Consider the following 25,545-nt stretch of genomic DNA (forward strand, 5'->3'; position numbering starts at 1 on the left):
AAGCGCCGCTGCTGTCCATCCCGAACAAAATACTGGGTGCTGAATCCTGTGGAATCAAAGCCATTCACGATCTGCAGCTGCAGCGTCTCGCTGCCTATCTGATTCTTGTACTCGGCCCCCAGTTCACTCCACCCCGAGGGGATCAGATGCTCCTCGCTCTCAGCCCTTATCGTTCCCAGATAATCAAAGGGCTCGTGATGCAGGGGCAGAAGTCCAAAGGCGACCGGAATGCGGCCCACCCGGATACGCTGCGGTCCTGACTTATGCTGCAGGAAAAGCTTTTCCAGCTGAACTTCGCCGCCTTTTTCGATTTCCGATTCGTATTCCCCGCCCTCATCATACTCAAGCTCCATGGCCGACCCGGTTCCGCCATGCTCGATTTCGAGTTCCGCTTCGAATTCAAAGTTCCGCGGCAGCTCCTTTTCGATTTCAAGAATGAAACGCTTCGCATCCAACACAGCCCGTCGGTCGCTTTTGGAACCCTTGGCCGTGGCGCGCGGATCATCTCCATAATCCGCGAAGGAAAAGACAAGGTCCCCGTAACCTGACAGGTGCAGGGGACGGTCCGCGGCCTCAGCCAAAGCCAGGCCTCCCGACAGCGTCAAACCCAAAGCCAAGGACATGGCAGGGAGTTTCGATCTCATGAACATACTCCGCTCAAAGGTGCCCCCGCTCAAACCCCGAGCCGGAGGCATTTTGAAAATGATAATGATTCTTATTACAATATTTGATCCAAACGCATCCGAAAAATGCGGGCTACCAAGACTTCTGGAATTGCAGATCTTTGGGACGGGGCTGGTTCTGGTCAGGATGGCCAATGACCATTCTTTGGACGGAAGCTGTAGGAATTTTAGTCAGTTGGAATCTTTGGACAGCAAGCGCGCTAAAATTACCGCCAAGCTATGTCAAGAAAGCATAAGAATATTCGAATGTTAATTGATATTGAAAGTAATTCTCAATATCTATAGGATAAAATCCGATGAGAGATAAAATTTTGGAGGAAGGCTTTCATGATCGTCTGTCTTTGCTTCGGTGTGAATAATAGGGCCATTGAGCAGTTGAAAGAGCAGGGCTGTGAGACCCTGCGCCAAATTCAAAGCAAATGCCAGGCTGGCAGCAGCTGCGGGGCGTGCATACCCGAGCTGAAAAAATCCCTGCAGGAGAATAATAAAAAAGCTGCTCAGGATTCTTCACGCAGTTGCTGAGCCAGATAATTCACGGCGGTCAGCTCCTGAATCAGTCTCAGCTGCGTTTCAAGCCAGTCGATATGCTTTTCCTCATCTTCCAGAATATGCTCAAAGAGTTCCCGGGATGTATGGTCCCGGGCATCCACTGCGATCTGAATCGCTTTCTTCAAACGATCGACAGCATCGTATTCCAGTTTCAGATCAGCTTCGAACTGCTCCTTCACCGTCTCGCCGATGTTGATTTTCATGAGCCTTTGAACGTTGGGCACGCCTTCAAGGAAGAGGATGCGGTCCATCAATTTTTCTGCGTGCTTCATTTCATCGATGGATTCATGACGGACGATGTGGGCTATGCGATCATAGCCCCAATCCTTACACATTCTGGCGTGTAAAAAGTACTGATTAATGGCCGTCAGTTCGCCCGTCAATATATCATTGAGGGCTTCGATGACTTTCGCATCACCTTTCATAGCGTCTTCCTTATCCACGGGGGTTGTGTTGATCGCGTCAACTCCACCTTGTATGGATAAGGGCATCAGACCTTCAGTTCAATGATTATTTGCTGTTCTTATTGATATGCAAGGCCACGGTCTTGACCAGATTATGGATGTTAATGGGCTTGGTCAGGTGGTCGTTGCATCCTGCTTTGAGGGCATGCTCGCGATCCTCCTTCATGGCCGCCGCCGATATCGCCAGGATCGGGGTGGTGTAGCCCCGACTTCTGAGTTCGCGCGTGGCCGTGAATCCATCCTTGACTGGCATCTGCAGATCCATGAAGACAATGTCGAAGGGTTTACTCAGGGCTTCGCGAATCGCCTCTTCGCCATTTTCAGCGACCGTCACTTGAGTCCCGTACTGGCCCATGATTTGACTCAGAAGAATCTGGTTATCGGGCGAATCGTCGACGATCAGAACATTCAAGCCCCAGAACTTGCTCTCCTCGCTCAGCGACTCGCGGCGGGCCAGGTCAGGCTCCAGGGTATCGCGGGCTTTGAATGCGCCCTTCACACTATGGGTTTTGATGGCAATGGAAAAAGTCGAGCCGCAGTTCGGTTCACTCTGCACCAGCTCGACGTTGCCGCCCAGGGCCACGGCCAGACGCCGCGACAGGATGAGGCCAAGGCCCGTTCCTCCGTATTTGCGGGTTGTGGAAGAATCAGCCTGCGAAAAAGGTTTGAAAAGATGCTCGCGGTTCTCTTTCGGAATGCCCCTGCCGGTATCCTGGACCAGGATTTCAAGCAGATATTCCCGAGATTCGGGCAGGGCTTTTCCCATGAGCTTGACGGACACGCCCCCGCGGCTCGTGAATTTGATGGCGTTGCTGATGACGTTGATCAGAATCTGCTGCAGGCGCGTAGGGTCTGTCGTGATGGAATCAGGAACGCCCTCTTCGCTGTGAATGCGAAGGAAGATGCCTTTTTCCTTGGCCTTATGCTCCAAAAGCAATTCGATATTCCGCATCAGCACCGAAAGGGAACAGGGTATGCGCTCAAAATCAATCTTGCCCGCCTCAACCTTGGAAAGATCGAGGATGTCATCGATCAGCTGCAGAAGGAGCTGCGCGTTGCGCCTGATGGCACCGGCGAATTGAACTTTTTCTTCCTCGCTATAGGTCTTATCGAAGAGCAGCTCCATGAAGCCCATGATGGAATTCAGAGGCGTGCGGATTTCGTGGCTCATATTGGCCAGGAAAAGGCTCTTTGCCTGGTTGGCAGCTTCTGCCCCTTCCTTGGCCCGCCGCCAGGCCTCCTCGATCTTCTTCCTTTCGGTGATATTTCGAACAATGCCCGTGAAGGTCCGCTGCCCCTCGGAGGTCAATTCCCCGAACGAGACTTCCAACGGAAAAGCGTGCCCGTTGCGATGCAGCCCCTGGAACTCAAGATCCTTGCGCGTCATTTCCAGAAGGTCGAATCCTTCGGATTGAAGGGCCGTAGGGATCAGGAAATTAATCGACTTCTGTGCCAGCTCTTCACGCGAGTAGCCAAACATCGTTTCCGCCGCGTGATTGGCGAACAGGATCTGCCCGTTGCCGGAAAAAGTGAAGATGGCATCGGAGGCCGCTTCGGTGACGATTCGATAGCGCTCCTCGTTCTCCTTCAGGCTCACGATCATCCTTTGGAGCAGCTGCTGGCTTTCCTGCTGTTTGATCGTCTGGATGCGCAGCTCCTCTTCCAGACGTTTGCGCTGGACCGAATTACGCAGGATCTGGCAAAGCGTATCGCCATCCAGCTTCGCCTTCGAAACGAAATCCTGAGCGCCCTGGCTGATGAGTCGGGTCGCGAGGTCGCGATCCTCGATGGAGGTCAGGATCACAATAGGGATGGTCGGGGCTTTGGCAAATGTTTGCGGAAGCGTTTCAACGCCCGCGCTATCGGGCAGGCGCAGATCAAGGAGGATGACATCGATCGGGTCGACATCAAGCCGCTTCAGCCCGCCTTCCAGCGTCCCCTCATGGACGCAGCGGAAGGCATTGCCCAAGGACTTTCTCAGGTGTCTCTGAATCATGGCCGCGTGATCATCATTGTCTTCGACCAAAAGGATCTTAAGGGCTTCCATATTCATCCACCTTTATATCGAGGAGTGGAGCGGCGCGGAACGTTGTTCCATTGACCCCAGTACTCTTGAAGATCCTCGGCCATCTTTCGGAACGATTGAAAATCCAGCGGTTTCACCAGGTAACTGTTGGCATGATTTTGATAGACGTTTTTGATATCACTCTCGGCGTTGGACGTTGAAAGGATGATGACGGGAATATCGGCCAGTTCGGGGTCTTTTCTGATTTCACTGAGCACCTCATGACCACTGAGCTTGGGCAGTTTCAAATCCAGGAGGACGACATCAGGATCAGCACTCGCCTGGAAAGGAGGTTCATGACGCAAATAAGCCAGCGCATCCACCCCATTCTCCACGTGGTGCAGTTCACAGTCGAACGGCTGCCCCTTCATCGCTCGGGTCAGGATAGCGGCATGATCCAGATCATCTTCAACCAGAAGGAACCGAATTTTCTTACGCGTCGGATTATTGTGCAAGAGCATGCCTCCCGTCGGAGGACAGGCTGTAAGACTTGGGAATGGAGACCCAAAACGTCGCGCCCTGTCCCAAATCCGATTCCACCCAGACCTTGCCACCGTGCAGCGCCGCGACGCGAGCCACGATTGCGAGCCCAACACCTGTCCCCTCCTTCCTGTTTTGCTGCTTCGTCTCCAACCGTTCAAAAAGGGCGAATATTCGCTGGTGATGCTCAGGGGCGATGCCTTCGCCGTTGTCTTTCACGAAGATGAGCCACTCCGTGTCTTCTTCCCTGGCTCCTACTTCAATCATCGGCTGCATTTGGCTCACTCCATACTTCAGGCTATTTGTCAGCAGGTTTTCAAAGAGCTGGCGCATGCGAAATCGGTCGACGTGCAGGACAGGGAGGGGCGCGCTTATGTGAAATTTCAGGTTCAAGGGCTTCTCCAAGGCATCAAGATCAAGCCAAACCTCCTGGACAAGCTTTTCCAAATCCACATCTTCCCCTTGAAGCTGCATCTGCCCGACATGACTCAAACGCAAGAGGTCATCAATGAGCTGAGTCATTCGTCTATTGGCCCGTTCCAATCGGTTCAAGGAATCCAGGACGCTCGCATCGGTATCGGCGGGCAGATCCTCCCGCAGGAATTGTATGAAAGACATGCTCGTGACGATCGGCGATTTCAGATCATGGGATACGATATAGACAAACTGCTCCATTTCCTGGTTTTTTTGATGGATCATGGTTTCAATCTTCTTGCGTTCGGTGATGTCCACCACGGTCGCGAGGACCATGACGGCCCCATTCATCGTCAATGGGGTCAGACCGATTTCTATGGGAAATTCCTGTCCATCCTGCCGAAGCCCAAAGAGGTCCCGTCCCGATCCCATCGCCCGAATCTGGGGATCCGCCATGAAATTCTTGAAGTAGGAATCATGATTGCGACTGAAACGCAAAGGAATCAGGGCATCTATGGTTCTGCCTAAAAGCTGCGACCGACTGTAGCCGAACATTTTTTCCGCCTGGGGATTCACCTGGACGATCATCTGATCAGCGTTCACGATGATCAGCCCGTTGGGCGACGATTCCACCACCATGCGGAACTTCTCTTCGACTTGCCGGCGCCTCGTTATATCGACGACGGCGACAAGAACAAAGAGCCCATGCTCTGTGTGCAGCGGATTCAGCCCTACTTCAAGCGGAAATTGCCGCCCGGATCGGTGCAGGCCGTAGAGATCGCGTCCTTCACCCATGGCGCGTTTCTGAGGAGAAAGGAAGAATGCTTTCATAAGTTCCGGATGGTGATGACGAAAGGGTTCGGGGATCAGGACGTCAACCGACTGTCCTTGCAATTCCTGTCGGGTGTAGCCGAATTGATTTTCAATCTCCCCGTTGCAAAACAGGATACGACCCTGGCTGTCCACCACGATCAGCCCGCTGGGCAAGGCTTCCACAATTTCAAGGACAGGCAGCTGCTTATCCATCAATTTCCCAAAGGTATAGGATGACAAGCCCTGTCTCCACTTCCAGCTGATTGCAGAGATTCTTACGATTTATGAAGTGAGTTACGCCTAGATTTTAACAGAATTGCACTATGGGTGGCTGTGCAAAGTATTATGAATTTTTCGGAAGATTCACTCATTTTCACTGCGAAAAATTTCATCACGGGACCGAAAAAGATGAATGTCACATGCTTCAAGCAAGCTTGGAACGCAAAGCTCACTTGGAGCATGATCGCATGATTCAACTCACATTTTCGCTGACAGATTCGCCCATAAGATCCTTTACTTTCTTCATGAAATCATCCGTACTCTGCCACTTGCTAATAAATATGTAGTGATAGTGTTCCTGCGTTTCAAATTTTTGTTCTTCCAGATCCGTGCTGCTGATCATGGCCAAAGGTCGATCGATTTGCTGCGATTTCAGGAATTGGATAACTTCCTCGCCCGTGCCATCCATAAGGTCATAGTCGATCAAATAGCCATCGTAGTCGCTCAGAGCGCTGTGTTTGAGCTTCTGAAGGCTGCCGATGCACTGAACGGTAAAACCAAAGGCCTCGGATGCCTGGGCCGCTATACGCGCGAATACGGGATCATCGTCGATAAGAAGAAGGCGTTGCATAATGACTCCTCTATTGTCAAAAGTTCAGTGTTCCCACTCTTCAAGGTACTGTTCGAGGGCACTTTCCGCGATTTTGAACTCGTTCCGTATCTGATCGAGCGCATGGGTATCAATCCGCATTTTGTTTTCCAGAGATGTTTGTTCCCAATGCAGCAGAATCTGAGACAGTCGGAGCGCTCCGATGTTATGCGACATCCCCAGCATTTTATGCACGAAATGATTGACCTGTTCGGGGTTTTGCGTTTCCAGGCCTTCAATAAGCTTGGCGATGTATTCAGGAAAGTTCTTCTCAAAAACCTGGAACAGCCGTGGAAGCATTCGATCTTTCGACATCCTCGCATCCATTTCCCTATATTGAGCCAGCAAATCTTCATTCAGAATACTCTGACTGCCTGGATCCACAGGTTCGTCTTTCTCGTCGTTTGCATTCATCATACCTGCAACCTCTCTATGGAATTTCACTCAAATCAGGGCTTGACCCTGTCTTGGACTCTTCGATTTCCGACGCGTATTTCTCAAATGAAAAAGGCTTCCTTTTCAGACAGCTTTCGAAAGCTTTCGCAGCAAATTATTTCATGCAAGGACGCGCGTTGCGCGATCGCGAAGAATGAAGCATTTTTTCCAATTACTTGCTGATCATGGTTCACAAAATTCCAAGCCCTTTTCATGAGCTTATCGAGCATCAGAAAATCAATGCAGAGGAGCCGTGAATTCGAAGCGCGCATTTTGCGATAGGATTTATGATCGGTGGGAGCCGATTGCTTAGAGCACATATCAGAAGTGAAAGGAAACGACGTATGAAGCCATTGGAAAAGGCGGCGGCAGGCAAGGCGCTCCAGCAGAAAAGCGACCGGGCAAGGATCGTTCTTATCGATGATGATCCCGTTTATGGTGCTGTCATAAGACGATGGGCGGAGCTGGAGAAAGTCAATCTTGATGTTTACAATTCCCTGGATGACCTTGGATTTCTAGGTCTTCTGTCCAAGTATGATGTCGTGATCGTCGATTACGATTTGGGGGAACTTAATGGCAAGGACGTCGCTGATTATATGGCGACTCTTTTCAATAATAAACCGATGGTGATGATCAGTCTTGTCGATCGCAGCACGGAGATCATGAATTGCCCGTCCTGCGTCAAGGCCTTTATGAAGAAGTCAGCGGGTTACGAAAAGATTCTCAATACGGCCTTGAAGCTGGGCTTGGATAAAAAGTCCGCGTACTGAGGATACTATTCGATCAAGACAGGGCATTCATCGCCTGTGCAGTCGGCATCGGGCTCAAGGCGTCTCGTTTCTGCCGGACGCTCGTTTTTTTCAGGAGCCGCCGCTTCTTTTTCATTCGGGATGGCCGTGTCAGCTATCGTGCTCACGTTTTTCGTTTCGATCAATTCCACGTCCGTGGACTCCACCTGCGAAGTCACAGCCACAGTTTCCGAGTAACTCTCCACACGCAGAACATAGGTCTGGCCCCCACGCGCCAGCGTCACCTGCTGAGGACCAAGGTCCCGCAATTCAAGATCGGCGTCCGTAAGGCGGTCCCCCTTGTGCAAAATGCGCGTCTTGCCGGAAGCTCTGTCATGCAGAACGGCTACGGACTGTCCTTTGGCCTGCGTCCCTTCCACATGGATCACGCCGACCAGCGTCAAATTCTTGACAAAGGGATCGCTGAGAGGGGACGCTTGCAGTCCCGACGCCAACGAAAAACCGAGCAGAATGTACCAAAATCCAGTCATATCCCTCTCCCTGGGAGTATCCGGCCCTGAAAACTCTTCGGTGCTGAGTGCAAAATCTTGACTGGAAACGGCGTGCCGACCATGATGGAAACTTGGAAAAAAGTTCGGGAGGATCCCTTCGATGAATCCGCAGGATCGAACCATTCGGCATTATTTTTTGGGTCTTCTGGCCTTCTACTGCCTGATCGGCTTCTATGGGACGCTTTGGGTTTCCGATGAATTCGACCGGGAAAGAAGCTTATTCTATGCATTTATCGCGATGCCTGGATTGATCGCGTTCTATATCAAAGCCCTGGTGCAAAAGCATTGGCTCGAGGATTTTCCGGTGAGTTTCTGGACCAGCATCGTGCTTCTGGTGATGGCCTTCAGCTGGGGCAATCTCCTCTGGCTCAATGCTGTATCCAGTCAGGAGAAAGCCCTTGTGAATGTCACGCTGAACGAGGGCGTTTATGCGATGACGCATCAACGCGGGGGCCTGGGTTGGCTTTATAAACCCCGCTGGTGATTCAAGGCACGGTATAGCAGGCATTCTGGGGCAGGTAGGCCCACATCTGACCGATGATTTCGACCAGATGCTTCAAACCCTCCTGATCCTTCGCTCCGATGATGCAGTAGCGCGTGCCGGAAGCGGCATTTTCTTCGAGCATATGCACATCACCCTGGGCTTTTTTGTATTCCAGATTCGACACGAATACCGGATCGGTCTGCCCCTCCTGACGGAAGAGCGCGACAAAACCATCGCCATCGGCCGTGACGTTCACCTTGATCTGATGGCGACTGCCGGCCGGTGCGGCCTTGGGACTGTCATCATAGACGATGATGGAGGCGCTGAATCCAGCGGCTCCACCCCTGACGTTCATGGTGGTCGGATCTTCGAGGTTCGGCTCCTTCACTCTCACAAAGAGGAACAGCGCCGCGGCGACTGCCAGAAAGCTGGACAAATAAATCCAGGGCTGTCTTTTTTTGGTCGAGCTTATCGAACGAACCTGGGCGCCTGCCTGCGTCCCGACTGGTGGGGTCTCTGAACCAGAAGCCAGCCGGGCCTCCAGCTTTCCCCAAACCCTGTCCGCTCCTGCCTGATCCTTCGGCTGTCCGGCCGCCTCATAACTGTCTTCGATCAGGCGGAGGAACGCTTCATCCTCCGGACTCATCGCCAAATCGGGATCGCTCCCGGAATGTTTGTCTTTGCTCATGTCATCGTCCTTCTCTGTCTGTCAGATCCCATCGAGTTCATCGAGCTTCTTGGCGAGGTCGTCCTTGAACTTTTGGCGCATTCGACTCAAGCGCGAGGTGATTGTACCCGTACTTTCACCCAAACGCTCGGCAATATCCCGAACAGAAAGCCCCTCCTTATAGAACAAACCAAAGCATTCGCCGCCTGGTTGACGGGCGACCTCTTCTATAAAACGCCCGGCGACCGCAATTACTGCACGCCGGTCGGTGTTTTGTTCCCAAAGAGCCCCTTCCAATTGCCCAATATCCTCGCCAACAGCCTCCGTCTTGCGGCTTTGCGCCTGGCGCACCTTGTCAATCGCAAGGTTGCGGGCCGTGATGGATAAAAAACCCTTAATTTTAAGGGGATCGATGCGATCCTTGGCCTGATGCAGACGCAAAAAAACTTCCTGAACCAGATCGTCGCGTTCCTCGTCGCTCAGACGAAAGGACCGCAGGACGAACTGGACAAGGCCAACATGGGCCTCATAAATCTCGCGAAAACTCATGGCTGATTTAGCCGGGGTCTGGTTCACTCTAACCTCACCACATAGTTCAGGTGTTCGCACCCGGGGGCCGACTCAGACCGACCAACCCCAATAATTACGGACGAAAAGGGCCACAAACCGCACGCCAAAGCCGGTGACTTCTGTCTCGATATGGGCCAAACCTCCGCTATTTTCCGCTGCCGACAGATCCATATGAATCCAAGGTATATCCTTGCCGACGAATTCTTTCAAAAACAAAGAGGCCTCAATATGATCGACACCACCACTTACACGGCACTGCTTGATATCCGCGATGTCGGACTTCAGGCATTCGGCGAAATCCACATCCATGGGAAAGGGCCAAACGCGTTCGCCCGATTCGCGTCCCGCGTTCATCAAAGCCGGTAGCAAATCCTGCCGGTTGGTGAAGACACCGGAATAGAGTGTGCTCAAAGCCCGGACACAGGCTCCGGTCAGCGTGGCGAAGTCGAGCAGGAGATCCGGTTTTTCCCCGGAGGCGATATGAAGGGTATCCGCCAGCAGCATCCGTCCCTCGGCATCGGTATCGATGATTTCAATGGTCTTGCCATTCATGGCGGTGATCACATCATTCTGCCGATAGGCGTGGGGTCCTATCGCATTTTCCGCAATCGCCAAAAACGCCGTGACGCGCACGGGCCATTTTTCTTTGGCCGCCAGGGCTACAAGGCTATAGGCCAGCGCCGAGCCCGCCATATCCCGATGCATGCCGTACATGCCCTGCGATGATTTTATATTGTGGCCTCCGGTATCAAAGGTCACACCCTTTCCCACCAGAACAAGATGCTTGAGACCTTTTTTTCCGTTGCCTTCATAGCTGAGCTTCACAATGCCGGCATCTTCATGCGCCGACCCTTGCGCCACCGCGACGAAGGCTCCCGCGCCCATGCTTTCCAGCTTTTTTTGCGAGATGAAGCTGTAGCCCAGTTCATTCTGCTCGGCGAGTTTTTTCAAACGCGCGGCATAGGTGGAAGGGGTCAGATCATTGCCGGCCTGCATCACAAGATGCCGAACCTGATTGTTCGCAGCGCCCGTGGCTTCCGCATGCTGCGTAACGCGACCCGCTTCATCCAGATTCACGTCAGGCGCAAATAAAAGGTCGAGCGTAAAGTCCCCTTCCTTTTTCTTCGCATCCTTCTGCGTATACTTGGGAAAATGAAATTGAAAGGCTTTCGCAGCTGCCGTCAGCGCATCGGCGGCTCGCAGGGCGTAAGGCATCGGCACCGCAGTCAGATCACCAAGAATCCGTTTGCAGCCATGTTCCTTCACGGCTTTTATGATTTGCCGCGCAAATCCCAGCCAGCGGAAGGTTTCCATCTCCTCGCCCGCGACGGCGACCACCCAACGCACGAGCGGGGTTCGATCAAAGCAAAGCACCGTGCCGCTTTCCGGCTTATGGGGTTCACGGGCAGCCAGCGCCTGGATGATGTCGCGATCCGCCTGGCCCATTTTTTCCGGGAAAAGAGGATCCCATTCCTTGGTGCCCGGCCTGGACCAAAGGATCCAAATCTGGGCGTCAAAGTTCGCGAGGGACGACTGTTCAATCTGATGGTGTACTTTCGACAGAGTCTTGGCCATGAATGCTCCTGGAGGCGCCTTTTCCGAGTCAGGGTTTCATCTTGTTCGATCCCTACGCATGTGCCAACCTTTTTCTCTGCGATCCCGCTGCTTTCCGTCCCTCATTCGGCTGGCCAAAGATGCCGACTTTTCCACGCGTCCTCTTCTGTGTAGAGTCAGCGTTCCCGCATGGTTTATACTCCCCTGTCCGTGCCAAACAGTGCCCAGAGGAATCTATGGAGCGCCCCATCCGTTCGTTAAAAGATGAATTGCATCAGCCCGCGCATCAGACGGAAATGCCTGATATGGGCTGTGCTTTGGATCAAAAAAGAAGCTGCTGCGATGGCATTGGCTACCGGCTGAAACCCATGGGATCTCTGACCCACGCGGAACTCTGCGCCTGCGTCCAAAACTGCCAGAGCTGTTTTGGAAAAAACCGGAAGATGGTCGACGGCCAGTCCAAACCCTGCCGCACGCCTTCACCCTCGCGCATCGTGAACTTCATCAATAGCGCCTGCCTGCCCGCTCGCTACAGTGCGGCCCGGCTCGATCAATTCAGCAACTTCACCGGCAACGGCCGCGAGGTCGTGAACCGTCTTTCGCAGTGGCATCGCGAATTTGATTCCGATCGTCCGCGCGGCCTGATCCTCGGCGGCCCGGTGGGCGTCGGCAAAACCTATCTGCTCTGTGCCCTGGCCAAGAACTTCGCGTTCAAGGGCCTCAGCGTTCGCTTCATCGACTTCTTCCAGCTCCTTTTGGAATTGAAGGCCGGTTATGCCCAGGATAAAAGCGATGCCAATCTTCTGAATGAGCTGATCGACGTCGATATCCTTTTCATTGATGAACTCGGCAAGGGCCGTAACAGCGACTGGGAGCTGTCCATCCTCGATCAGCTGGTGATGGGCCGCTACAATCGAAATCGAATCATCGTGGCTTCGACCAACTACGATCTGAAGCCCAGCACGCGCGTGAACTATTCCACCAACCTGGATGAACGCAAGCCCGGAAGTTTCGAACTCGATCGCTTTGAAAGCCTGGAGCAGCGTATCGGCGCGCGTATTTATTCGCGGCTTTTCGAGACCTCGGAATTCATCGAACTGACCGGCGAGGATTTCCGCAAACGCGCCCTCGATGAAAAACTGCAGAATATAAGGCCGCAGCCGGCCGGCCCCCGTCGAGGTCCGACATGAGCGCGCATTCCTGCGTTCTCAGCAACCTCGGCAATCCCTTGCTCAATGGTTTGGGCCTGGGGCTCAACGGGACCGAGGATGGGCAGGTGCGCCTTCAGACCGATATGTTTCCCTGCTGCGCCGGGGATGGTCGCGCCTGGGATCCCTCGCGTTCCGGGGTTCGCAGCTGTACCCTCCAGTCGCGTTTGACCCGCGTGCAAAGGCTCTATGCGCAGTATAGAAAAGTCTGGCCGCAGGCGACCCGCGTTCCGCATCAGGTGCCCGCGCCTTTTTCCAGTCTTATCCTGCAGGAAGTCGCGGCCGTTCTGAAAAGGGACAAGGCCAGCACGCAGATCGCGTTCACAGGCCAGAAAAATATGCCGTCGCTGGCCTGGAGCAAGGCCCTTTCCGCGCTTTGGCGTTTTGGTGTCGAAGCCCGCGTTCTGAACCTCATGAGAATGGATAACAAGGACCTCGCTCATTTCACCCGCGATCATGAAGGGCCCCTGGCTCTTTTCGTCGAGCAGATTGACAAGCTCTGGGATCCCATGCATGCCGAGGCCCTGGAGCATCTGGTGCAAAGGGCCTATAACGCCGATTCCTTCCTTTGGCTGGAATTCATGCAGGAACAGGCCGCCGAGCCTGAAAACATGGATGATGGGAGCGTACGTTCCGAGATCTCCCGCCGCATCAACCGCAAAAGGAAGAGTCAGCATCCTTTTGAATTGCTGAGTCGCGACTGCATTTCACGCCTTCAGAGCATGAGCGGGCAGTCGCTTAAATCACCCTCGGGAGCTTCATGATGGAATGGTACCGTTCAATCCTCGCGTTTCATGTCATCGCCATCATCAGTTGGATGGCGGGCATACTCTATCTTTACCGGCTGCTGGTCTACTGCGCGGAACGCCGTCATGAGCACCCGAAAGTCGAAGACCTTCTGAAAACCATGACCCGGCGTCTCTGGAAGGCCATCACGCTGCCGGCGATGATAGCCTCGTGGATCGCGGGACTCGCCATGCTCCATCTGAACCCCGGACTTTTCAAACTGCCCTGGTTTCATGTGAAGTTCGCCTCGGTCATCCTTATGACCGTCAGTACGCTTTATGCGGGAAAACAGGTGGGCGTTGCGCAGCGCGGCGAAGCCATGCCGCGCGGTGTGTTCTTTCGTGTGATGAATGAAGTGCCGACGCTGCTCATGATCGTCATCGTGATCATGGTGATCGTCAGGCCCTGGCAGTAATCATATCCCGGACGGTTTGCAGCAGCTCTTCGGATGAGAGCTTGGCCAGGCAGCGGCCGAGCTTTTCCTCTTCCAGCTCCTTGAAAAGGACCTCATTGCTCATCGAGGTATGGAAGAGGAAGGGCAGTTTCGATTCAGGCTTTTCACCCTTATAGCGTCGCACCATTTCAATGCCGTTGATGAAGGGCATTTCGATATCCACGATGCCCAGGTCGAAGCGGTCATCATCCAAAAGCAGCCGCAGCCCGTCCTGGCCGTGATGAGCTTCCACCACCTCGGCCCCTTGATTGCGGAGCGCCTGCGAGGCCATTTTCCGAAAGAAGATGGAATCTTCCACCAGGATGATACGCTTGCCCTGCAGGCTTTGTCCGGTCTGCGAGCGGGTTTCCACCTGATGCAGTCCCGAGCTGATCAGAATGTGCTCGACATTGATCATATAGCGGAATCCCTGCTCATCCCGCAGCATGCCCTGGACCAGATCATCATTCAATCCGGGCAGATCAATCGGCGGCTGCAGGTCGATATTTTGCCAGCGCTCGATCTTCTTGGTGCGATCGACCAGAAAACCTACAAGGTGCCCCATGATGCTGCAGACGATAATGCGTTCCAGGTTGCTATGAACGCTCCCATCGGGACTACAGAGGGACGGCGGCAGCTTCTGCTGAGTCAAAAGCATGCGAAGGTCCACAACCGGAATGGGAATGCCGTTATCATCATAAAGGCCCGAGATCACGCCCAGCGGATCCAGAAATGGCGTCAGAGGTTTATAGGCGAAGACCTTGGCGACTTTTTGCACGTTGATAAAGAAGCGCAGATCCCGGCCCTGTGATTTCACGTGAAAAGGCAGGATGACCAGTGAGGCTTCAAGCTTGTTTTCCTGGGTCTGCATCACAGCGCCTCCTGCGGACGAACCTGAATCATGCTTTGATCCAGGATCAAAATCGGCTGATCACCCACATTCACGGTATAGCCGGCTTCCGCTTCCATGGGCTCCAAAAGCACCTTGCTCACCTGGCTCACGCAGAGGCAGAAGGGTTGATTCTCATCAAATTCCATAATAATCAGTCGATCAGCGGCTTCACAGCATTTGCTGCCGCGCAGGGCCGGTGCCACAACCGGCAGTATGCGGCCTCGAATGTTCACGATCCCCATTTGCTCTTCAGGAGCCACGGGATAGGGATTGATGGGCTGCATTTCGACGACTTCGCGCACATGCTGAATGCTGATCGCATAGCGGCCGCCGCCATAGGAAAAACTGACAAAGGGATGCCGTTCCAGGGTCTGCTGAGCCTGTCCGAGTTTATCCCTTTTCTGGGCCGCGAAGATTTCATGCAGCGTCCGCATGTTTTTTGCCTCCCGCAACCTGTCCCTGCAGATTGATGCGTTTTTCAAAGAGTCGAACCAGCGAAATCACAAACACGGGCTCACCCGTGGGAAGGATGGAAACGCCGGTCACGAAAGGGGATTGCCAGGCATTGTCCGGCACGGATTTGACAGCGATTTCACTGTTGCTCAAAGCCTCTTCCGCAAATAGAGCCACCAGCCCATGAAGCGTCTTCACCAAAAAGACAGGCACTCTTTGCTTCTGTCCGCGCGAGCTGAGGTTTTCCGTTTTCGAACCCTTGAAGATCTGATCCGCGATGCTGAAGCAGGGTATGAATTTGCCACGGTATTTAAAGTAGCTGTGCTGGCCATTGAGCGCGATCTGCTCGGGGTCCACCTTGCGGGTTTCCATCACTTCTGCAGCTGGAATTGCAAAAGTCTGGCCATTGCATCGAGCGATGATGGCCGAGATCAAGGACATGCCGAGCGGCAGACGCAGAAGAAAGCGCGTGCCTCGATCCTTCTCGGTGGTCAGGCTGATACTGCCCCCGAAACTTTCCACATAGGTCTTCACGGCATCCAGTCCCACGCCACGCCCGGAAATGTCCGAGGCCTGATCCTTGGTGCTGAAACCGGGAATAAAGATCAGATGAAGTGCGTCCTCGCGAGTGCGCACGCCTTCCACATTCAGGCCTTTGCGCCGCGCGGATTCCAGGACCTTGCGATCGTCGATGCCGCTGCCGTCATCGCTGACCGTGACCAGCACATCGTTGCCTTCCAGCCGGGAATCAAAACGAATGACGGCCTGAACGGACTTGCCTTTACGGGTGCGTTCGGCGGCATCTTCAATGCCGTGATCCATGGCGTTGCGAGTCAAATGAATGAGGGGTTCGGCCAGGGTATCCAGAATTTTCTTGTCGATTTCGGTGTCTTCGCCGGTCACTTCCACGCGAATCTGCTTGCCGGAGTTCTGGCTGTAATCGCGCACGGTTTTTTCCATGCGCCGCATCAGGGATTTCACGGGCATCATGCGCATGCTGACGGCCAGCTGCTCCAGCTCGCTGATGTTTTTGCGAAGACTGTTGTCCAGTGTTTCCCAGCTATGCATGAAGGAATCAATCGTTGTTTGATCGCCGTGAAGACGTTCGGCCAGATATTTCAATTGATTGCGAATCAGGAAAAGTTCCGAGATGATTTCAAAATTTCTTTGGATTCGATCGAGCGGCACGCGAATGGTTTCCGTGCTGGCGACTTTGGGTGACGGGGCCTCGGCGGCTGCGGGCAAGGATGCAGGAGCCGTTGCAGGAGCAGGCGTGGAAGCGGGCACTGGATCATCGAAGAATCCAAACGCGGCCACGGGAGCCTGAAGCGTCGGGACCGAGGCCGGGGCCGCGCCCTCACCGCGTTCTTCCGCTTCTATCATATTTTCAATCATATCCACGGCCGTGAGGATATAATTCACTTCATTCGCCTGAACGGTGGAAGGCGCCGCTTTAAAAGGCAGAAGGAAATTTTCCAGCTCATGCGCCAGGTCGCGAATCGGCATGATCTGAACGCTTCCGGCGCTGCCCTTGATCGTATGCAGAGCCCGCCAGACGGTGGCCATGCGTTCCACCTGATCCGAACACGCCGCCCAGCCATCCAGCTGGTCGCGAATGCGCTCGATCAGCTCGCGGCTTTCCTCGAAGAATGTCTGTTTGAATTCAATGTCAACCATCAGGCCGCTTCCTGTTCAACCTCGTTGTCATTCCATTCCTGCAGCATCTTGGTGCAGGTATCCAGAGTCTTGGCCAGAAGGTCGATGCGATCTTTCAGCGAACCGAAGGTCACTTCGATATCCAGCGTGGAATCCTGGGACTTCTCGGACAGTCGGGCCACTTCATCTGCGACCACGGCAAAGCCTTTTCCGGCCTGCCCTGCCCGCGCTGCTTCGATCGAAGCATTCAAAGCGAGAAGGTCGGTCTTGGTCGAGATATCACGGATCACATGGATCATTTTTTCAATCTTGTCGAGCGAGGCGCAGGTCTCGCGGATATGCTCCTGGGAACGATCCAGGTTATGGCGCAGACTGTCTTTGGTGTTGCTTTTGGACTTCATGCGAGAGCCTCCTTTATGCGTAACGTTTCTGGCGGCCAACTTCGAGGTCCTCCAGCCAGGCCAGGAATGGTTTGATGGTATCGCCGCGGAAAATCGCCCCGTGCTGCGGGCAGATCATGGTCGGATTCAGTTTGCGCACGCGCTCCACCCAGATCCTGAGGGCCTGGGACGAGGGCATCCAGCGTTGATGAAATTTTTCCATGTACCGCACATGGGCATTGAAGTCCTTGACGAAGATATCCGCATTCGCGGGCATCAGGGCCGCGCCGACATCTCCGCTGAAAAGAATGCGCGACTCCGGGTCAAAGAGATGAAAGTTCCCCGGCGAATGGCAGTGGTGCGCAGGGATGAAGTGAAATTCCCGTCCGCCCAAAGTCGTGGTTCCGCCTTCATCCGGCAGATTTTCAAAGTTGGCGGCGAATTCGTTGCCGAAGTGAGCCACGAATCCGCTCCAGAGCCAGGACAGATGGATCCTGGCATTCGGCACCAGCCCGAGCCACAAGGGAAGCGAGGACATGATGTCGGGATCCTGATGGCTGCAAAGAAAGGCTTTGATTCTGCTGATATCAATCACCTCGGACACCGAGGCAATAAGATGCGGAAACACCTCTGTTCCACCTGGATCCATCAGAAGAGCGTCCTGGCCCGAGATGATCATATACTCGTTGGTGTCGACGATATTCTGCGGCTTCAGGGGATCGCGCGCGAAGGCCAGCCACACAAGGCCATTGTTATTATAAAGGACGTGTCTTTGCATCAAGCCGCCTCCCTATGTTGCTGTGCATCCAGCACGATGGCCTGGGCGCTTTTTCGAATTTTATGAAGTAGCGAGAAACTGACGTCCAGCTTCTTGAATTCCGCCTCGTGCACGTCCATGAGCTGTTCAGCCAAGGATAAAACCACGGCTTCGTTATCACCCACCAGTTCGGTCGACTCCACCTTCAGCGCATTGATCGCCGCGAACAGGAGATAAAGGTGATGCCGGATCCTGGATAAAAGCGCGTTGCTTCTGTGAATCCTTGGAATCACATCGAACATAAGCCGGGTGGTCGCCTGCCCCCAGTTGTAAAGGACATCATCAAAAAGCTTCTGATTCTCTTCCCCTTCAATATAGGGCCTCGCTTCCAGGAGCTTATCTTTCCGCTTTTCAATAATATAAGCCTGCAGGGTCAGCCCAATGATATGGTTCATCTCCTGCCGCCCCAGGGCCAGGCTCACCTGCATCCGGCCCGCGATCCGGCTGATCTGGTGGGCGATCTCATTAAAACTGTGCGTGTTGATTCCAGTCTGGCAAACCGAGACGGACGCATTCATGGAAATTTCCCGCACCTCCTCCACGCCTTCTTCAATGGCGAAGAAGCTGGAGCGCAGCTTGCCACAGGTCTCGAAAACTTCCGTCATCGGGCTGGTCGTAAACATAAGCCGTCCTGCTTTGAGGGTCGTCGCTTGCTCTATCGGTAAAATGCATCAAAGTTAAATTTTTCTGCTACGGAATGCGAAACCAGCAGGCCTTCCACCCAAAAAAGCCCGGACAGAAAACTCCGTCCGGGCTCCGATAACTTGTTTATTTTTGCAAAGTCTCAAGGGGCCGTCAGGTCCAGACGAATCTCCCCGGCGTTTTCAACCAGAAGCTCCTGGGTAATTACACCGGGGGGCATGTTCCGTTGCGACCGGGTTAAAACGACTTTTGCTGGTCAAATAGGCAAGTTAAAAAGCCCAGACCACGATGGCCTGGGCTTTGGGTTAGCATGAATTCAAGGACAGGATTAAGGAGTTACCTCAGGAAATTCCTCTTTCCACCAGTTTTCGGAAGCTGTCACCGCGTTCGCACCAAAACCTGGTCCGCCGTGCTGTCCACTTCTGAACTTATTCACCAGAGTGTTATTCGTCGAACTCCAGCCTGCCGTTCCGAAACCGCCGACCAAAGAAGGCCACTTGGATTCGTAGGTGAATCCATGGCATGCACCGTTACAGCCGTTGAATATACTGTTGTAGAGCTGCATAGCCGCCGCCGAGGCCTTGGGCTTAAACACCGTATAAGTATATGGCGAACCCGCCATCGGCGTTTCCTTACCCGCAGCATCCACAGCATACGCATAGAGCTTATGAGGACGGTTATCTATGTTCGCCACGGGAATCTTGAACGAGAAACCATGCGGCCCGTCGATGTTATTGTCATTCGCTTCCAGGTTCGCCGTGGATTCACCAAGCATGGGAACCTTGCCGGATTCACCATCCAGGTAGAACCGCACCTTATAAACCGTCGTCGCCGCCGTGGAGCTGCCCGCCCAACCGCTGATCGTTCCCGACGAAGGCGAGATATCATTCACGCGGCCAAGGGACAGCGTGCCTTCACCATACACCTCGCGATACCATTCCTGAAGAACCGCACAGAACGGGGAGGTCTCCGTTGTACATTGAGCGCCGCCTGGATGGGGCACGAGACCGCGCATCATATTAAAGAGCTTATTGTTGTTTGCGCCTGTACCATCGCCCAGGAGTTTGAACATGGCATCAAAGTTCTGCGGCTTCAGTCCACCCTGCTGGATGACGACCTGCCGTGGATCCGCATGACAGTCCGTACAAGGTGCCTGCTTCACAAGAGGCAGCACTTTATTGTTAAAAAAATCCTGTGCTTTGGCAACTTTCTGGCTCGGCAATGTCACAGGCCCACCTGGTTTGGTGGTGCCGCCGGTTCCAGGAGTGCCGCCCGTGGGATTACCCGAAGCATCCACAGCTCCTGTGTTTCCCCGCTGCACTGCGGGATCGGTCGCCGCTTTAGGACCGCACGCCGTAGCGAATACCAAACCCAACGAAAGCCCAAGGCCGACCAGCCCGCGACGATTCATATGCTCCCCCAATTGGCTGAACAAATAGCGTATAGTTCCCTCAACTCGTCTCCTATCGGCCAAAGCCTCTGAAAACTTGAGCATATTTCTGCGGGATAAAAAAAATTCCATTTTTTCGACAACTTGCATTCTGACCAGGCGGTAGGGCGATGGGTCGTGAAAAGAGGAAAAAAGAAGAACGCGTGAAACAAAACTTATCGATTCTTCATTCGCAAAGGTGTTAGATAGGAGTGAGGCTCGCAAAGATATGACGTCATAGATTCAGGCCTCCTGTCTCTCACTCTGATAGACCCATCCCCGGGCCTTTGGAGACAGGACTTCTTTCTCGAAAAAGGAGACGTCGTATGGTGTTTCAGTTTTATTTCAAGAAAATGCACAGTTCTGAAGCCCTGAAATCACTTTCGCAGCGAAAATTAAGCGATGTCATCGAGCGCTTTCTTGGCGACTCTGGCCTCGTCCGTATCACCTTTTCGACGGAAAAAAACGAACAGAAGATTCATTGTTACTTTCAAGGCTGGAACGGCACTGTCTTGAATGCCTCTGGGGCCAGCGAAAATATGTACGCAACGATTGATCTCGTCGCGCAGAAACTGGAGGCGCAACTGTCTCGCCATAAAATGAAGACCCGTCGCCGCTCACGTCTACCTTTGGCTCAGAATCGGGCCTTGAGTGTAGTGGGCGGCTCTGATTCCTTCCCCACCATGGATGATTGGGATGAAGAAGAGTCTGAATCGTCCGAGGTGACAGCATTTCAGCTCCTTCATTGAGTCGAGGATCCCGGGCCTTTGAATTCTGCCCGGGAAACCTCCCACACACATGAGAGTCAATGGGACCCGAGGCCTAAAAAGCCCCGGGTCTTCCCGTATTTAGCCTTCTTTCCCTCATTTTTTCCAAATTCCCGCCGATAGTTTTTCCGTATGCTTGGGACCATCCACCCACGGGATCGAGGCCATGCCAACCAAAGATAAAATGGGCAAAGTTCTGATCGTCGCCGGCTCCGCCGAGTCGCTGATGCATTATCAGGCACAGCTCACGCAATACCGGACGGAAACCGCCTTGACCGCGGAAACCGCGATGGATAGCATAGACGACTTCGAACCCGATGTGCTGGTGATTGATGAAAAACTGCCGTCGATTTCCGGCGTGGAACTCGCGCAATGGATTCGCAGTGACCAGGCCGCGCCCCATTATTACGGTATCCTGATCGTTGCGTCCTCGCGTTCCAAAAACCTTGCGGAACTCGTGCAGCAGTCCGGTGCGGACACCGCCTGCAGCGCCGAAAGCCTGAAAACCGACCTGGCCGCCCGCGTGGCCCTGCTCATCAAATACAAGTTTCTGAGCGACAAGGCCAATAGCCTTCTGAATAAGCTCAATCAGTCCAAGGAAACCATCCGCGAACTGGAAGATCAGGACAGCATCACGCGCCTTTATAATCTTCCTTACATGAACGCGCGCCTCGAAAAAGAATTCCGCCACGCCGAGCGTTTTGCGACGCCGTTGACGCTTATGATCATGGCCATCGACAACTTCAAGGAAGTGAGCCACATCAAAGGCCCCACCTTCTGTATCAAGATGATTCAGCAGCTTGGCAATGACCTGATTCACCTGACCCGTGCGGATGATGTCGTGGGCCGGAGCTGGGGCGGGGAATTCATGCTGATCCTGCCGGAAACGAAGGACGAAGGCGCACAAAATCTGAAGTCGCGCATTTCGCATTACGTCAGCGAGCATCTTTACGGTTTGGAGCACGATCGCATTGCGGTGGAATTGAGTTTTGGAACGAGCACTTACCAGTCAGAGGAAGGCAAGCTGCAGACCATCCAGGAGATGCTGCTGTCTGCCGAGGACGACCTGACCCGGCAGCTGCAATCCAAAAGCGAAAGAACCAGCAAAAAAGCCGTCAACGCCTGAATTCAAAAATCAAAGGCATAACCGATGCGCAGATTGATTCCACTCATCGAGATGGGACCTGCGATCTGCGTTCGGATCGCCTCCCGCGCTTCCGAAGTGCTGACCGTATAACTTTCCTTCAGTAAAACCGCATGACTCAGATTCAAAAAGTTATAATCCAAGAACACGCCGTTGGTGAAGATCCACATCAGGCCGACGTTCACATCAAAGTCCGCACCCAAAGCATCAAAACGTGAGGTCAAAGCCGAGGCGAGCACATCCTCGATATCATCGTTGCCACGCGGCTTCACGTCCCCATTCCAATGCACAAAACCGAAGGCCGGCTCAACGTAAAGCGGACCAAATCCCAGCGGAAAATAGCGGGCCGCGACATACGCGCTCTCCGTGTGACCCGACACCATATAATTGCGTTGATTCAGATTCCCGGAATATTCAAAATCCCCAAAGCCGAGCGACAGACTGCTGATCGTCGTCCCCAACTTGCCGAAGAAGGTCGCGCCCAGTTCCGACCAGGGCATCACGCGCCCCAGGTTCAGGCCTGCACCGCTTTGGAATTTCGTCTGCAGTTCTTTTTGGGTATAAGCCAGAGCCGATTCCTTCTCGCTCGCGCTCAAAGGTTCAGCATTTTGTTCCTCGTCCTGCTCGTCATCCTGAGCCGGGGTTTCCGCAGCGTGGACAGGCATGGCCAAAGCCAGAAGCGCCCACCACAGAACTGATTTTCGTAGCACAAAGACCTCCCTCGCGTTCCGTCCCGGCATTCTAATGCATAGGGCGCGGGACGCAAAGGGCTCATTGTCAGGGTTTTAGCCGGCAATCTGGCTAAGTTGACCGCCTTGCACGGCGAGAAGGCGCCGCATGGCGTGCAGGATCTTGGGGTCCAGGAAGTTGAGCAGGTGGTCCTCGATGAACTGGATGGCTTCAGCCGGGGTCCGGGCTTTTTGATAGCAGCGCGGGACCGTCAAGGCTGTATAGACATCGGCGAAACTCACGATCCTGAGTTCCATGGACAGCATCGAGCCGCGCAGGCGCCTGGGATAGCCCCCGCCGTCCAGCCTTTCATGGTGATAGAAAATAATATCCCGCACCGTCCGGGTCAGGGGAATTTCTTCCAGGAGTTTGAGTCCTTCTTCAGGATGCTGGCGAATCTGATTCCATTCCGCATCATTCAAAGACCCGGCGTGATTCAGGATATCCTTGGAAACTGACAAATTCCCAATATCGTGAAGGAAGGATCCCATCGCCATATCCCAGAGCCGCGCTTCGTCAGGACCGCGCAGAGCGAGGCCCAGGGCCACGGAATAACCGGCGACCCGGGCACTGTGATAGAATGTGTAAGGATCATGCTGCACAAGTCGCAATAAAAGATCACTCAGCTGGGGATAGGCCTGTAGGAATTTATCCAAGGCCACGGTCAGTCCCTTCACAAGGCTGTAGTGCTCTTCTGGAAAACGCACGGCATACAGCGTTTTTAGAAATTCAGATATTCCATCGGCCAGCTGATGGCTGGCATCGCTTGCGGGCACGCAGGGAGCACCATCGCGATTGGCAAGATAGCTGCGCACGCGATCCGCGTCGGCTCTGTTATAGAGAAGCACGAACTGTCCGCTTTGCAGAAGCTGCTCGGTTTCATCCGCGGACCAGCGGTGCGGGCCGTTCGCATAGGGAACGATCTCGCCGCCGAGATCCAGATAGAGGTCAAATTCGGTCATGCTGTCTCGAATCTCTGAAAGCTTCAGAGCCTGCAAACTTGCTCGATCAATGGTCATGCGTCGATCCATGATTCTTACCCGTCTAAAGAATTGGGGGCTCTGGTGCCGTCGCGTCCTGCAGCTTCCACCAGGAACTGATCGGTTGTTACGTGTCATCATTTTAGCAGTTTTTCCGGCTGTATTTGGATCTTTTCCTGTGCAGGCTGAACAAATTTTCAGTCTGGCCCTGGGGGCCGTCGAGGAGGGCGATGAACGCTATCGTCCGGAATGGATTGCCCGTTCTCTGATCAACCGGACGCTTTACACCGAGCTGCACTACTACGGCCGCATCCAGGGCCGCATACGGCAGTCCACGCAGATGCTGACTTTTGCGTATAACTATCCCATGCTCGGCAGCAAATACATTTCGGGAAGAGCCGGGGTGGCTCTATCGCGGGACGAAGCTGTGATCCGCAGTTCGGATCCGGATGTCTCTACGCGTAAGAACGAGGCTTATAACTTCGGGGCTTATTTTGGTTTGGGTGTGATGACGACGTCCACTCTTGCCGTTTCCTTCGATTGGAATAACGCTCAGTTTCTAGCGGGTTCGGCTGGGATTTTGTTGGCAACCGCAAGGAAACAGAGTTTGAGTCTGGGGGTGGGATGGCGTATTTAAGGCTTATTTTTATAGGTTTTCTCTGCCTCCCCGAACTTCTTTATGCGGGTGGCTTCGCCCTTCGTTTTGGTCCGCCTGCAGTCGGTAGTGGGGGACCGAATCCTGTATCCATCCCGCCTGCGGGTCGGGATATGGGGCTGTCCTATGTCACGGATAAGGGTACTGAATATAACCTGGCGATCACTGGATTTTCCGTGGCCTCGCGAACCAAAACCAAATGGGGTGGATACAGCAGCCTCGGAGCTGGATTCGCGTTCAGTGCCAACGGCGGTGGTATCGGGCCTTATGGTGGGTTTGGAATAGAGCTTGGCTGCGGTGGGTGGATAGGTTGTTTTTCTGCGGAATTCACGCAGGCGATAGGAATAGGCTTCGGTGGGCTTGCGAGTCCGACCGCTCTGCGTATTGGAGTCATGAAATGGTTTTAATACTCCTCTTCACTCTCCTCATGACAACAGATGCCTCAGCCTTTGTGCTTCTCTCCGGCCCCAAGGAAGCTCGCCTCGACGTCAGTGAAGAAAACCCGCGCATCACTTTTGAATTAAGCATGGACCCACCATCCATCGAGAAAAAAGAAGAATTCATGGACGGCGCCTATGCCGACCTCAGCGATTCGGACTTCTGGCTCATGCTCGTGCAACTCGCCATGCAGCCCTGGAATAACGTCGCCGATTCCTACATCGAACTCGACGTCACCTTCTCTGATCAGGCCACTCTCAACAGCGAAGACCGCGTCTTCTCCATCGTCACCGGCAAAACCAATCTCAGTTCCGCAGCCTTCGCCGCCCCCGCTGTCGAAAACAAAAGCATCGTCGACTGCGACATCAACGTCTCGGACCGCGGCAGCTCCGCCAAGTCTCTGGCCTTCACCCTTATGCATGAAATCGGTCACTGCCTCGGACTCGGCCACAATCACAGCGACTACTCAGCCGTAATGGGCTATGCCCGCACCGACCGCACTCTGACCCTCGGCCTTGATGACGAGGCCGGCGTAGTCTACCTCTACCCCCTCTCCACCGTCTCTAAACCGCGTGAACTCGCAGGTTGCGGCATCATCACCGGCACAAACCAGCCCCAACCCTGGCTCCCTCTCCTCCTCCTCGCGCCCATTTGTCTGCCTCTAATCCGACAAACCCGCGAAAAATTCAAAGCCAGGGCTTGAGCCCACACCCCATCCTAAGTTAACTTAGGCCCCTGCATCGCGAGCCCTCGTGGTGGAATCGGTAGACACACAGGACTTAAAATCCTG

General features: G+C 53.8%; 30 protein-coding genes and 1 pseudogene. 11 read left to right on the forward strand and 20 right to left on the reverse strand.

Annotated elements, in window-relative coordinates; genetic code table 11:
• Positions 1-644: pseudogene (locus tag VFO10_RS22550) on the reverse strand (hypothetical protein); the annotation flags it as partial.
• A gap of 366 nt (positions 645-1,010) precedes the next feature.
• Between VFO10_RS22550 and VFO10_RS22555 the strand changes: the two are divergent.
• Positions 1,011-1,205 carry a (2Fe-2S)-binding protein gene (locus tag VFO10_RS22555; protein WP_325144247.1) on the forward strand — a complete coding sequence of 65 codons (195 nt, stop codon included), beginning with the start codon at positions 1,011-1,013 and terminating at the stop codon, positions 1,203-1,205.
• Here the strand turns inward: VFO10_RS22555 and bfr are convergent.
• The 6 genes from bfr to VFO10_RS22585 form a co-directional block, all read right to left on the reverse strand.
• On the reverse strand, positions 1,181-1,657 hold the full coding sequence (bfr, locus tag VFO10_RS22560) for a bacterioferritin (RefSeq protein WP_325144248.1): 477 nt from the start codon (positions 1,655-1,657) through the stop codon (positions 1,181-1,183). The genes VFO10_RS22555 and bfr overlap by 25 nt on opposite strands.
• Positions 1,658-1,742: 85 nt before the next feature.
• A complete protein-coding gene (locus tag VFO10_RS22565) occupies positions 1,743-3,743 on the reverse strand; it encodes a hybrid sensor histidine kinase/response regulator (protein WP_325144249.1) in 2,001 nt (666 codons plus the stop codon).
• Positions 3,744-3,745: 2 nt separating this feature from the next.
• Positions 3,746-4,216: a response regulator gene (locus tag VFO10_RS22570; protein ID WP_325144250.1), complete on the reverse strand. Its 471-nt coding sequence runs from the start codon at positions 4,214-4,216 to the stop codon at positions 3,746-3,748.
• Positions 4,206-5,708 carry a PAS domain S-box protein gene (locus VFO10_RS22575; RefSeq protein ID WP_325144251.1) on the reverse strand — a complete coding sequence of 501 codons (1,503 nt, stop codon included), beginning with the start codon at positions 5,706-5,708 and terminating at the stop codon, positions 4,206-4,208. The genes VFO10_RS22570 and VFO10_RS22575 overlap by 11 nt, the downstream gene beginning before the upstream one ends.
• Before the next feature lie 232 nt (positions 5,709-5,940).
• Complete coding sequence (locus tag VFO10_RS22580; RefSeq protein WP_325144252.1) at positions 5,941-6,318, reverse strand: response regulator; 378 nt, start codon at positions 6,316-6,318, stop codon at positions 5,941-5,943.
• Positions 6,319-6,342: 24 nt separating this feature from the next.
• Positions 6,343-6,753 (reverse strand): Hpt domain-containing protein, encoded by a 411-nt coding sequence (locus VFO10_RS22585; RefSeq protein ID WP_325144253.1) that lies wholly within the window; start codon positions 6,751-6,753, stop codon positions 6,343-6,345.
• Positions 6,754-7,115: 362 nt separating this feature from the next.
• Here VFO10_RS22585 and VFO10_RS22590 point away from each other — a divergent pair, with 362 nt between their 5' ends.
• On the forward strand, positions 7,116-7,541 hold the full coding sequence (locus VFO10_RS22590; protein WP_325144254.1) for a response regulator: 426 nt from the start codon (positions 7,116-7,118) through the stop codon (positions 7,539-7,541).
• Positions 7,542-7,546: 5 nt separating this feature from the next.
• Here the strand turns inward: VFO10_RS22590 and VFO10_RS22595 are convergent, their stop codons facing one another.
• Positions 7,547-8,050: a hypothetical protein gene (locus VFO10_RS22595; RefSeq protein ID WP_325144255.1), complete on the reverse strand. Its 504-nt coding sequence runs from the start codon at positions 8,048-8,050 to the stop codon at positions 7,547-7,549.
• Between the two features lie 121 nt (positions 8,051-8,171).
• On the opposite strand from VFO10_RS22595, the gene VFO10_RS22600 reads away from it, so the two are divergent.
• A complete protein-coding gene (locus VFO10_RS22600; protein ID WP_325144256.1) occupies positions 8,172-8,555 on the forward strand; it encodes a hypothetical protein in 384 nt (127 codons plus the stop codon).
• Position 8,556: 1 nt separating this feature from the next.
• On the opposite strand, the gene VFO10_RS22605 is transcribed toward VFO10_RS22600, so the two are convergent.
• From VFO10_RS22605 to VFO10_RS22615, 3 genes are read right to left on the reverse strand one after another with little or no spacing between them, the layout of a single operon-like run.
• Positions 8,557-9,243 carry a hypothetical protein gene (locus tag VFO10_RS22605; RefSeq protein ID WP_325144257.1) on the reverse strand — a complete coding sequence of 229 codons (687 nt, stop codon included), beginning with the start codon at positions 9,241-9,243 and terminating at the stop codon, positions 8,557-8,559.
• A 21-nt stretch (positions 9,244-9,264) separates the two neighbouring features.
• Positions 9,265-9,798 carry a sigma-70 family RNA polymerase sigma factor gene (locus tag VFO10_RS22610; protein WP_325144258.1) on the reverse strand — a complete coding sequence of 178 codons (534 nt, stop codon included), beginning with the start codon at positions 9,796-9,798 and terminating at the stop codon, positions 9,265-9,267.
• Positions 9,799-9,843: 45 nt separating this feature from the next.
• Positions 9,844-11,367 (reverse strand): leucyl aminopeptidase family protein, encoded by a 1,524-nt coding sequence (locus VFO10_RS22615; protein WP_325144259.1) that lies wholly within the window; start codon positions 11,365-11,367, stop codon positions 9,844-9,846.
• A 215-nt stretch (positions 11,368-11,582) separates the two neighbouring features.
• Here VFO10_RS22615 and VFO10_RS22620 point away from each other — a divergent pair, with 215 nt between their 5' ends.
• The 3 genes from VFO10_RS22620 to VFO10_RS22630 are packed head-to-tail and all read left to right on the forward strand — an operon-like array spanning position 11,583 to position 13,755.
• Positions 11,583-12,536: an ATP-binding protein gene (locus tag VFO10_RS22620; RefSeq protein ID WP_325144260.1), complete on the forward strand. Its 954-nt coding sequence runs from the start codon at positions 11,583-11,585 to the stop codon at positions 12,534-12,536.
• Positions 12,533-13,318, forward strand: coding sequence for a hypothetical protein (locus VFO10_RS22625; RefSeq protein WP_325144261.1), 786 nt, complete (start codon positions 12,533-12,535; stop codon positions 13,316-13,318). Before VFO10_RS22620 ends, VFO10_RS22625 begins: the two co-directional genes overlap by 4 nt.
• The gene (locus VFO10_RS22630) at positions 13,315-13,755 is read left to right on the forward strand and encodes a CopD family protein (RefSeq protein ID WP_325144262.1); all 441 of its coding nucleotides are present in this window, start codon (positions 13,315-13,317) and stop codon (positions 13,753-13,755) included. The genes VFO10_RS22625 and VFO10_RS22630 overlap by 4 nt, the downstream gene beginning before the upstream one ends.
• Here VFO10_RS22630 and VFO10_RS22635 read toward each other — a convergent pair.
• From VFO10_RS22635 to VFO10_RS22665, 7 genes are all read right to left on the reverse strand, one after another.
• Entirely contained in the window at positions 13,739-14,644 is a 906-nt protein-coding gene (locus tag VFO10_RS22635; protein ID WP_325144263.1) for a chemotaxis protein CheV, read from the reverse strand. The two genes, VFO10_RS22630 and VFO10_RS22635, sit on opposite strands and share 17 nt — an antisense overlap.
• Entirely contained in the window at positions 14,644-15,099 is a 456-nt protein-coding gene (locus tag VFO10_RS22640; protein WP_325144264.1) for a chemotaxis protein CheW, read from the reverse strand. The genes VFO10_RS22635 and VFO10_RS22640 overlap by 1 nt, the downstream gene beginning before the upstream one ends.
• Positions 15,083-16,795, reverse strand: a complete 1,713-nt coding sequence (locus VFO10_RS22645; RefSeq protein ID WP_325144265.1) for a chemotaxis protein CheA — start codon at positions 16,793-16,795, stop codon at positions 15,083-15,085. The genes VFO10_RS22640 and VFO10_RS22645 overlap by 17 nt, the downstream gene beginning before the upstream one ends.
• Entirely contained in the window at positions 16,795-17,175 is a 381-nt protein-coding gene (locus VFO10_RS22650) for a methyl-accepting chemotaxis protein (protein ID WP_325144266.1), read from the reverse strand. The genes VFO10_RS22645 and VFO10_RS22650 overlap by 1 nt, the downstream gene beginning before the upstream one ends.
• A gap of 13 nt (positions 17,176-17,188) precedes the next feature.
• Positions 17,189-17,932 carry an MBL fold metallo-hydrolase gene (locus tag VFO10_RS22655; protein ID WP_325144267.1) on the reverse strand — a complete coding sequence of 248 codons (744 nt, stop codon included), beginning with the start codon at positions 17,930-17,932 and terminating at the stop codon, positions 17,189-17,191.
• Positions 17,932-18,594, reverse strand: coding sequence for a hypothetical protein (locus VFO10_RS22660; protein WP_325144268.1), 663 nt, complete (start codon positions 18,592-18,594; stop codon positions 17,932-17,934). Before VFO10_RS22660 ends, VFO10_RS22655 begins: the two co-directional genes overlap by 1 nt.
• A gap of 347 nt (positions 18,595-18,941) precedes the next feature.
• A complete protein-coding gene (locus tag VFO10_RS22665; RefSeq protein ID WP_325144269.1) occupies positions 18,942-20,024 on the reverse strand; it encodes a hypothetical protein in 1,083 nt (360 codons plus the stop codon).
• A gap of 344 nt (positions 20,025-20,368) precedes the next feature.
• Here VFO10_RS22665 and hpf point away from each other — a divergent pair, with 344 nt between their 5' ends.
• Positions 20,369-20,791, forward strand: a complete 423-nt coding sequence (hpf, locus tag VFO10_RS22670) for a ribosome hibernation-promoting factor, HPF/YfiA family (RefSeq protein ID WP_325144270.1) — start codon at positions 20,369-20,371, stop codon at positions 20,789-20,791.
• 184 nt (positions 20,792-20,975) lie between these two features.
• Positions 20,976-21,935, forward strand: coding sequence for a diguanylate cyclase domain-containing protein (locus VFO10_RS22675; protein WP_325144271.1), 960 nt, complete (start codon positions 20,976-20,978; stop codon positions 21,933-21,935).
• A 2-nt stretch (positions 21,936-21,937) separates the two neighbouring features.
• On the opposite strand, the gene VFO10_RS22680 is transcribed toward VFO10_RS22675, so the two are convergent.
• Both VFO10_RS22680 and VFO10_RS22685 read right to left on the reverse strand, forming a co-directional pair.
• The gene (locus VFO10_RS22680; protein WP_325144272.1) at positions 21,938-22,663 is read right to left on the reverse strand and encodes a hypothetical protein; all 726 of its coding nucleotides are present in this window, start codon (positions 22,661-22,663) and stop codon (positions 21,938-21,940) included.
• 75 nt (positions 22,664-22,738) lie between these two features.
• Positions 22,739-23,701: an HD-GYP domain-containing protein gene (locus VFO10_RS22685; RefSeq protein WP_325144273.1), complete on the reverse strand. Its 963-nt coding sequence runs from the start codon at positions 23,699-23,701 to the stop codon at positions 22,739-22,741.
• A 139-nt stretch (positions 23,702-23,840) separates the two neighbouring features.
• Here VFO10_RS22685 and VFO10_RS22690 point away from each other — a divergent pair, with 139 nt between their 5' ends.
• The 3 genes from VFO10_RS22690 to VFO10_RS22700 are packed head-to-tail and all read left to right on the forward strand — an operon-like array spanning position 23,841 to position 25,458.
• Positions 23,841-24,299: a hypothetical protein gene (locus VFO10_RS22690; protein ID WP_325144274.1), complete on the forward strand. Its 459-nt coding sequence runs from the start codon at positions 23,841-23,843 to the stop codon at positions 24,297-24,299.
• A complete protein-coding gene (locus tag VFO10_RS22695) occupies positions 24,287-24,724 on the forward strand; it encodes a hypothetical protein (RefSeq protein ID WP_325144275.1) in 438 nt (145 codons plus the stop codon). Before VFO10_RS22690 ends, VFO10_RS22695 begins: the two co-directional genes overlap by 13 nt.
• Positions 24,715-25,458 carry a matrixin family metalloprotease gene (locus tag VFO10_RS22700; RefSeq protein WP_325144276.1) on the forward strand — a complete coding sequence of 248 codons (744 nt, stop codon included), beginning with the start codon at positions 24,715-24,717 and terminating at the stop codon, positions 25,456-25,458. Before VFO10_RS22695 ends, VFO10_RS22700 begins: the two co-directional genes overlap by 10 nt.
• The last annotated feature ends 87 nt before the right edge of the window (positions 25,459-25,545 follow it).

This window comes from Oligoflexus sp. (genome assembly GCF_035712445.1).
GTDB lineage: Bacteria > Bdellovibrionota_B > Oligoflexia > Oligoflexales > Oligoflexaceae > Oligoflexus.

What these genes read in the sequence shown, in the direction of transcription:
- VFO10_RS22605 (WP_325144257.1), bottom strand. Translation starts at nt 9,243, where the DNA reads ATGAGCAAAGACAAACATTCCGGGAGCGATCCCGATTTGGCGATGAGT.
- VFO10_RS22625 (WP_325144261.1), top strand. Translation starts at nt 12,533, where the DNA reads ATGAGCGCGCATTCCTGCGTTCTCAGCAACCTCGGCAATCCCTTGCTC.
- VFO10_RS22580 (WP_325144252.1), bottom strand. Translation starts at nt 6,318, where the DNA reads ATGCAACGCCTTCTTCTTATCGACGATGATCCCGTATTCGCGCGTATA.
- VFO10_RS22590 (WP_325144254.1), top strand. Translation starts at nt 7,116, where the DNA reads ATGAAGCCATTGGAAAAGGCGGCGGCAGGCAAGGCGCTCCAGCAGAAA.
- VFO10_RS22615 (WP_325144259.1), bottom strand. Translation starts at nt 11,367, where the DNA reads ATGGCCAAGACTCTGTCGAAAGTACACCATCAGATTGAACAGTCGTCC.
- hpf (WP_325144270.1), top strand. Translation starts at nt 20,369, where the DNA reads ATGGTGTTTCAGTTTTATTTCAAGAAAATGCACAGTTCTGAAGCCCTG.
- VFO10_RS22555 (WP_325144247.1), top strand. Translation starts at nt 1,011, where the DNA reads ATGATCGTCTGTCTTTGCTTCGGTGTGAATAATAGGGCCATTGAGCAG.
- VFO10_RS22645 (WP_325144265.1), bottom strand. Translation starts at nt 16,795, where the DNA reads ATGGTTGACATTGAATTCAAACAGACATTCTTCGAGGAAAGCCGCGAG.
- VFO10_RS22685 (WP_325144273.1), bottom strand. Translation starts at nt 23,701, where the DNA reads ATGACCATTGATCGAGCAAGTTTGCAGGCTCTGAAGCTTTCAGAGATT.
- VFO10_RS22585 (WP_325144253.1), bottom strand. Translation starts at nt 6,753, where the DNA reads ATGATGAATGCAAACGACGAGAAAGACGAACCTGTGGATCCAGGCAGT.
- VFO10_RS22650 (WP_325144266.1), bottom strand. Translation starts at nt 17,175, where the DNA reads ATGAAGTCCAAAAGCAACACCAAAGACAGTCTGCGCCATAACCTGGAT.
- VFO10_RS22595 (WP_325144255.1), bottom strand. Translation starts at nt 8,050, where the DNA reads ATGACTGGATTTTGGTACATTCTGCTCGGTTTTTCGTTGGCGTCGGGA.
- bfr (WP_325144248.1), bottom strand. Translation starts at nt 1,657, where the DNA reads ATGAAAGGTGATGCGAAAGTCATCGAAGCCCTCAATGATATATTGACG.
- VFO10_RS22620 (WP_325144260.1), top strand. Translation starts at nt 11,583, where the DNA reads ATGGAGCGCCCCATCCGTTCGTTAAAAGATGAATTGCATCAGCCCGCG.
- VFO10_RS22675 (WP_325144271.1), top strand. Translation starts at nt 20,976, where the DNA reads ATGCCAACCAAAGATAAAATGGGCAAAGTTCTGATCGTCGCCGGCTCC.
- VFO10_RS22630 (WP_325144262.1), top strand. Translation starts at nt 13,315, where the DNA reads ATGATGGAATGGTACCGTTCAATCCTCGCGTTTCATGTCATCGCCATC.
- VFO10_RS22660 (WP_325144268.1), bottom strand. Translation starts at nt 18,594, where the DNA reads ATGTTTACGACCAGCCCGATGACGGAAGTTTTCGAGACCTGTGGCAAG.
- VFO10_RS22600 (WP_325144256.1), top strand. Translation starts at nt 8,172, where the DNA reads ATGAATCCGCAGGATCGAACCATTCGGCATTATTTTTTGGGTCTTCTG.
- VFO10_RS22700 (WP_325144276.1), top strand. Translation starts at nt 24,715, where the DNA reads ATGGTTTTAATACTCCTCTTCACTCTCCTCATGACAACAGATGCCTCA.
- VFO10_RS22665 (WP_325144269.1), bottom strand. Translation starts at nt 20,024, where the DNA reads ATGAATCGTCGCGGGCTGGTCGGCCTTGGGCTTTCGTTGGGTTTGGTA.
- VFO10_RS22640 (WP_325144264.1), bottom strand. Translation starts at nt 15,099, where the DNA reads ATGCGGACGCTGCATGAAATCTTCGCGGCCCAGAAAAGGGATAAACTC.
- VFO10_RS22655 (WP_325144267.1), bottom strand. Translation starts at nt 17,932, where the DNA reads ATGCAAAGACACGTCCTTTATAATAACAATGGCCTTGTGTGGCTGGCC.
- VFO10_RS22565 (WP_325144249.1), bottom strand. Translation starts at nt 3,743, where the DNA reads ATGGAAGCCCTTAAGATCCTTTTGGTCGAAGACAATGATGATCACGCG.
- VFO10_RS22695 (WP_325144275.1), top strand. Translation starts at nt 24,287, where the DNA reads ATGGCGTATTTAAGGCTTATTTTTATAGGTTTTCTCTGCCTCCCCGAA.
- VFO10_RS22635 (WP_325144263.1), bottom strand. Translation starts at nt 14,644, where the DNA reads ATGCAGACCCAGGAAAACAAGCTTGAAGCCTCACTGGTCATCCTGCCT.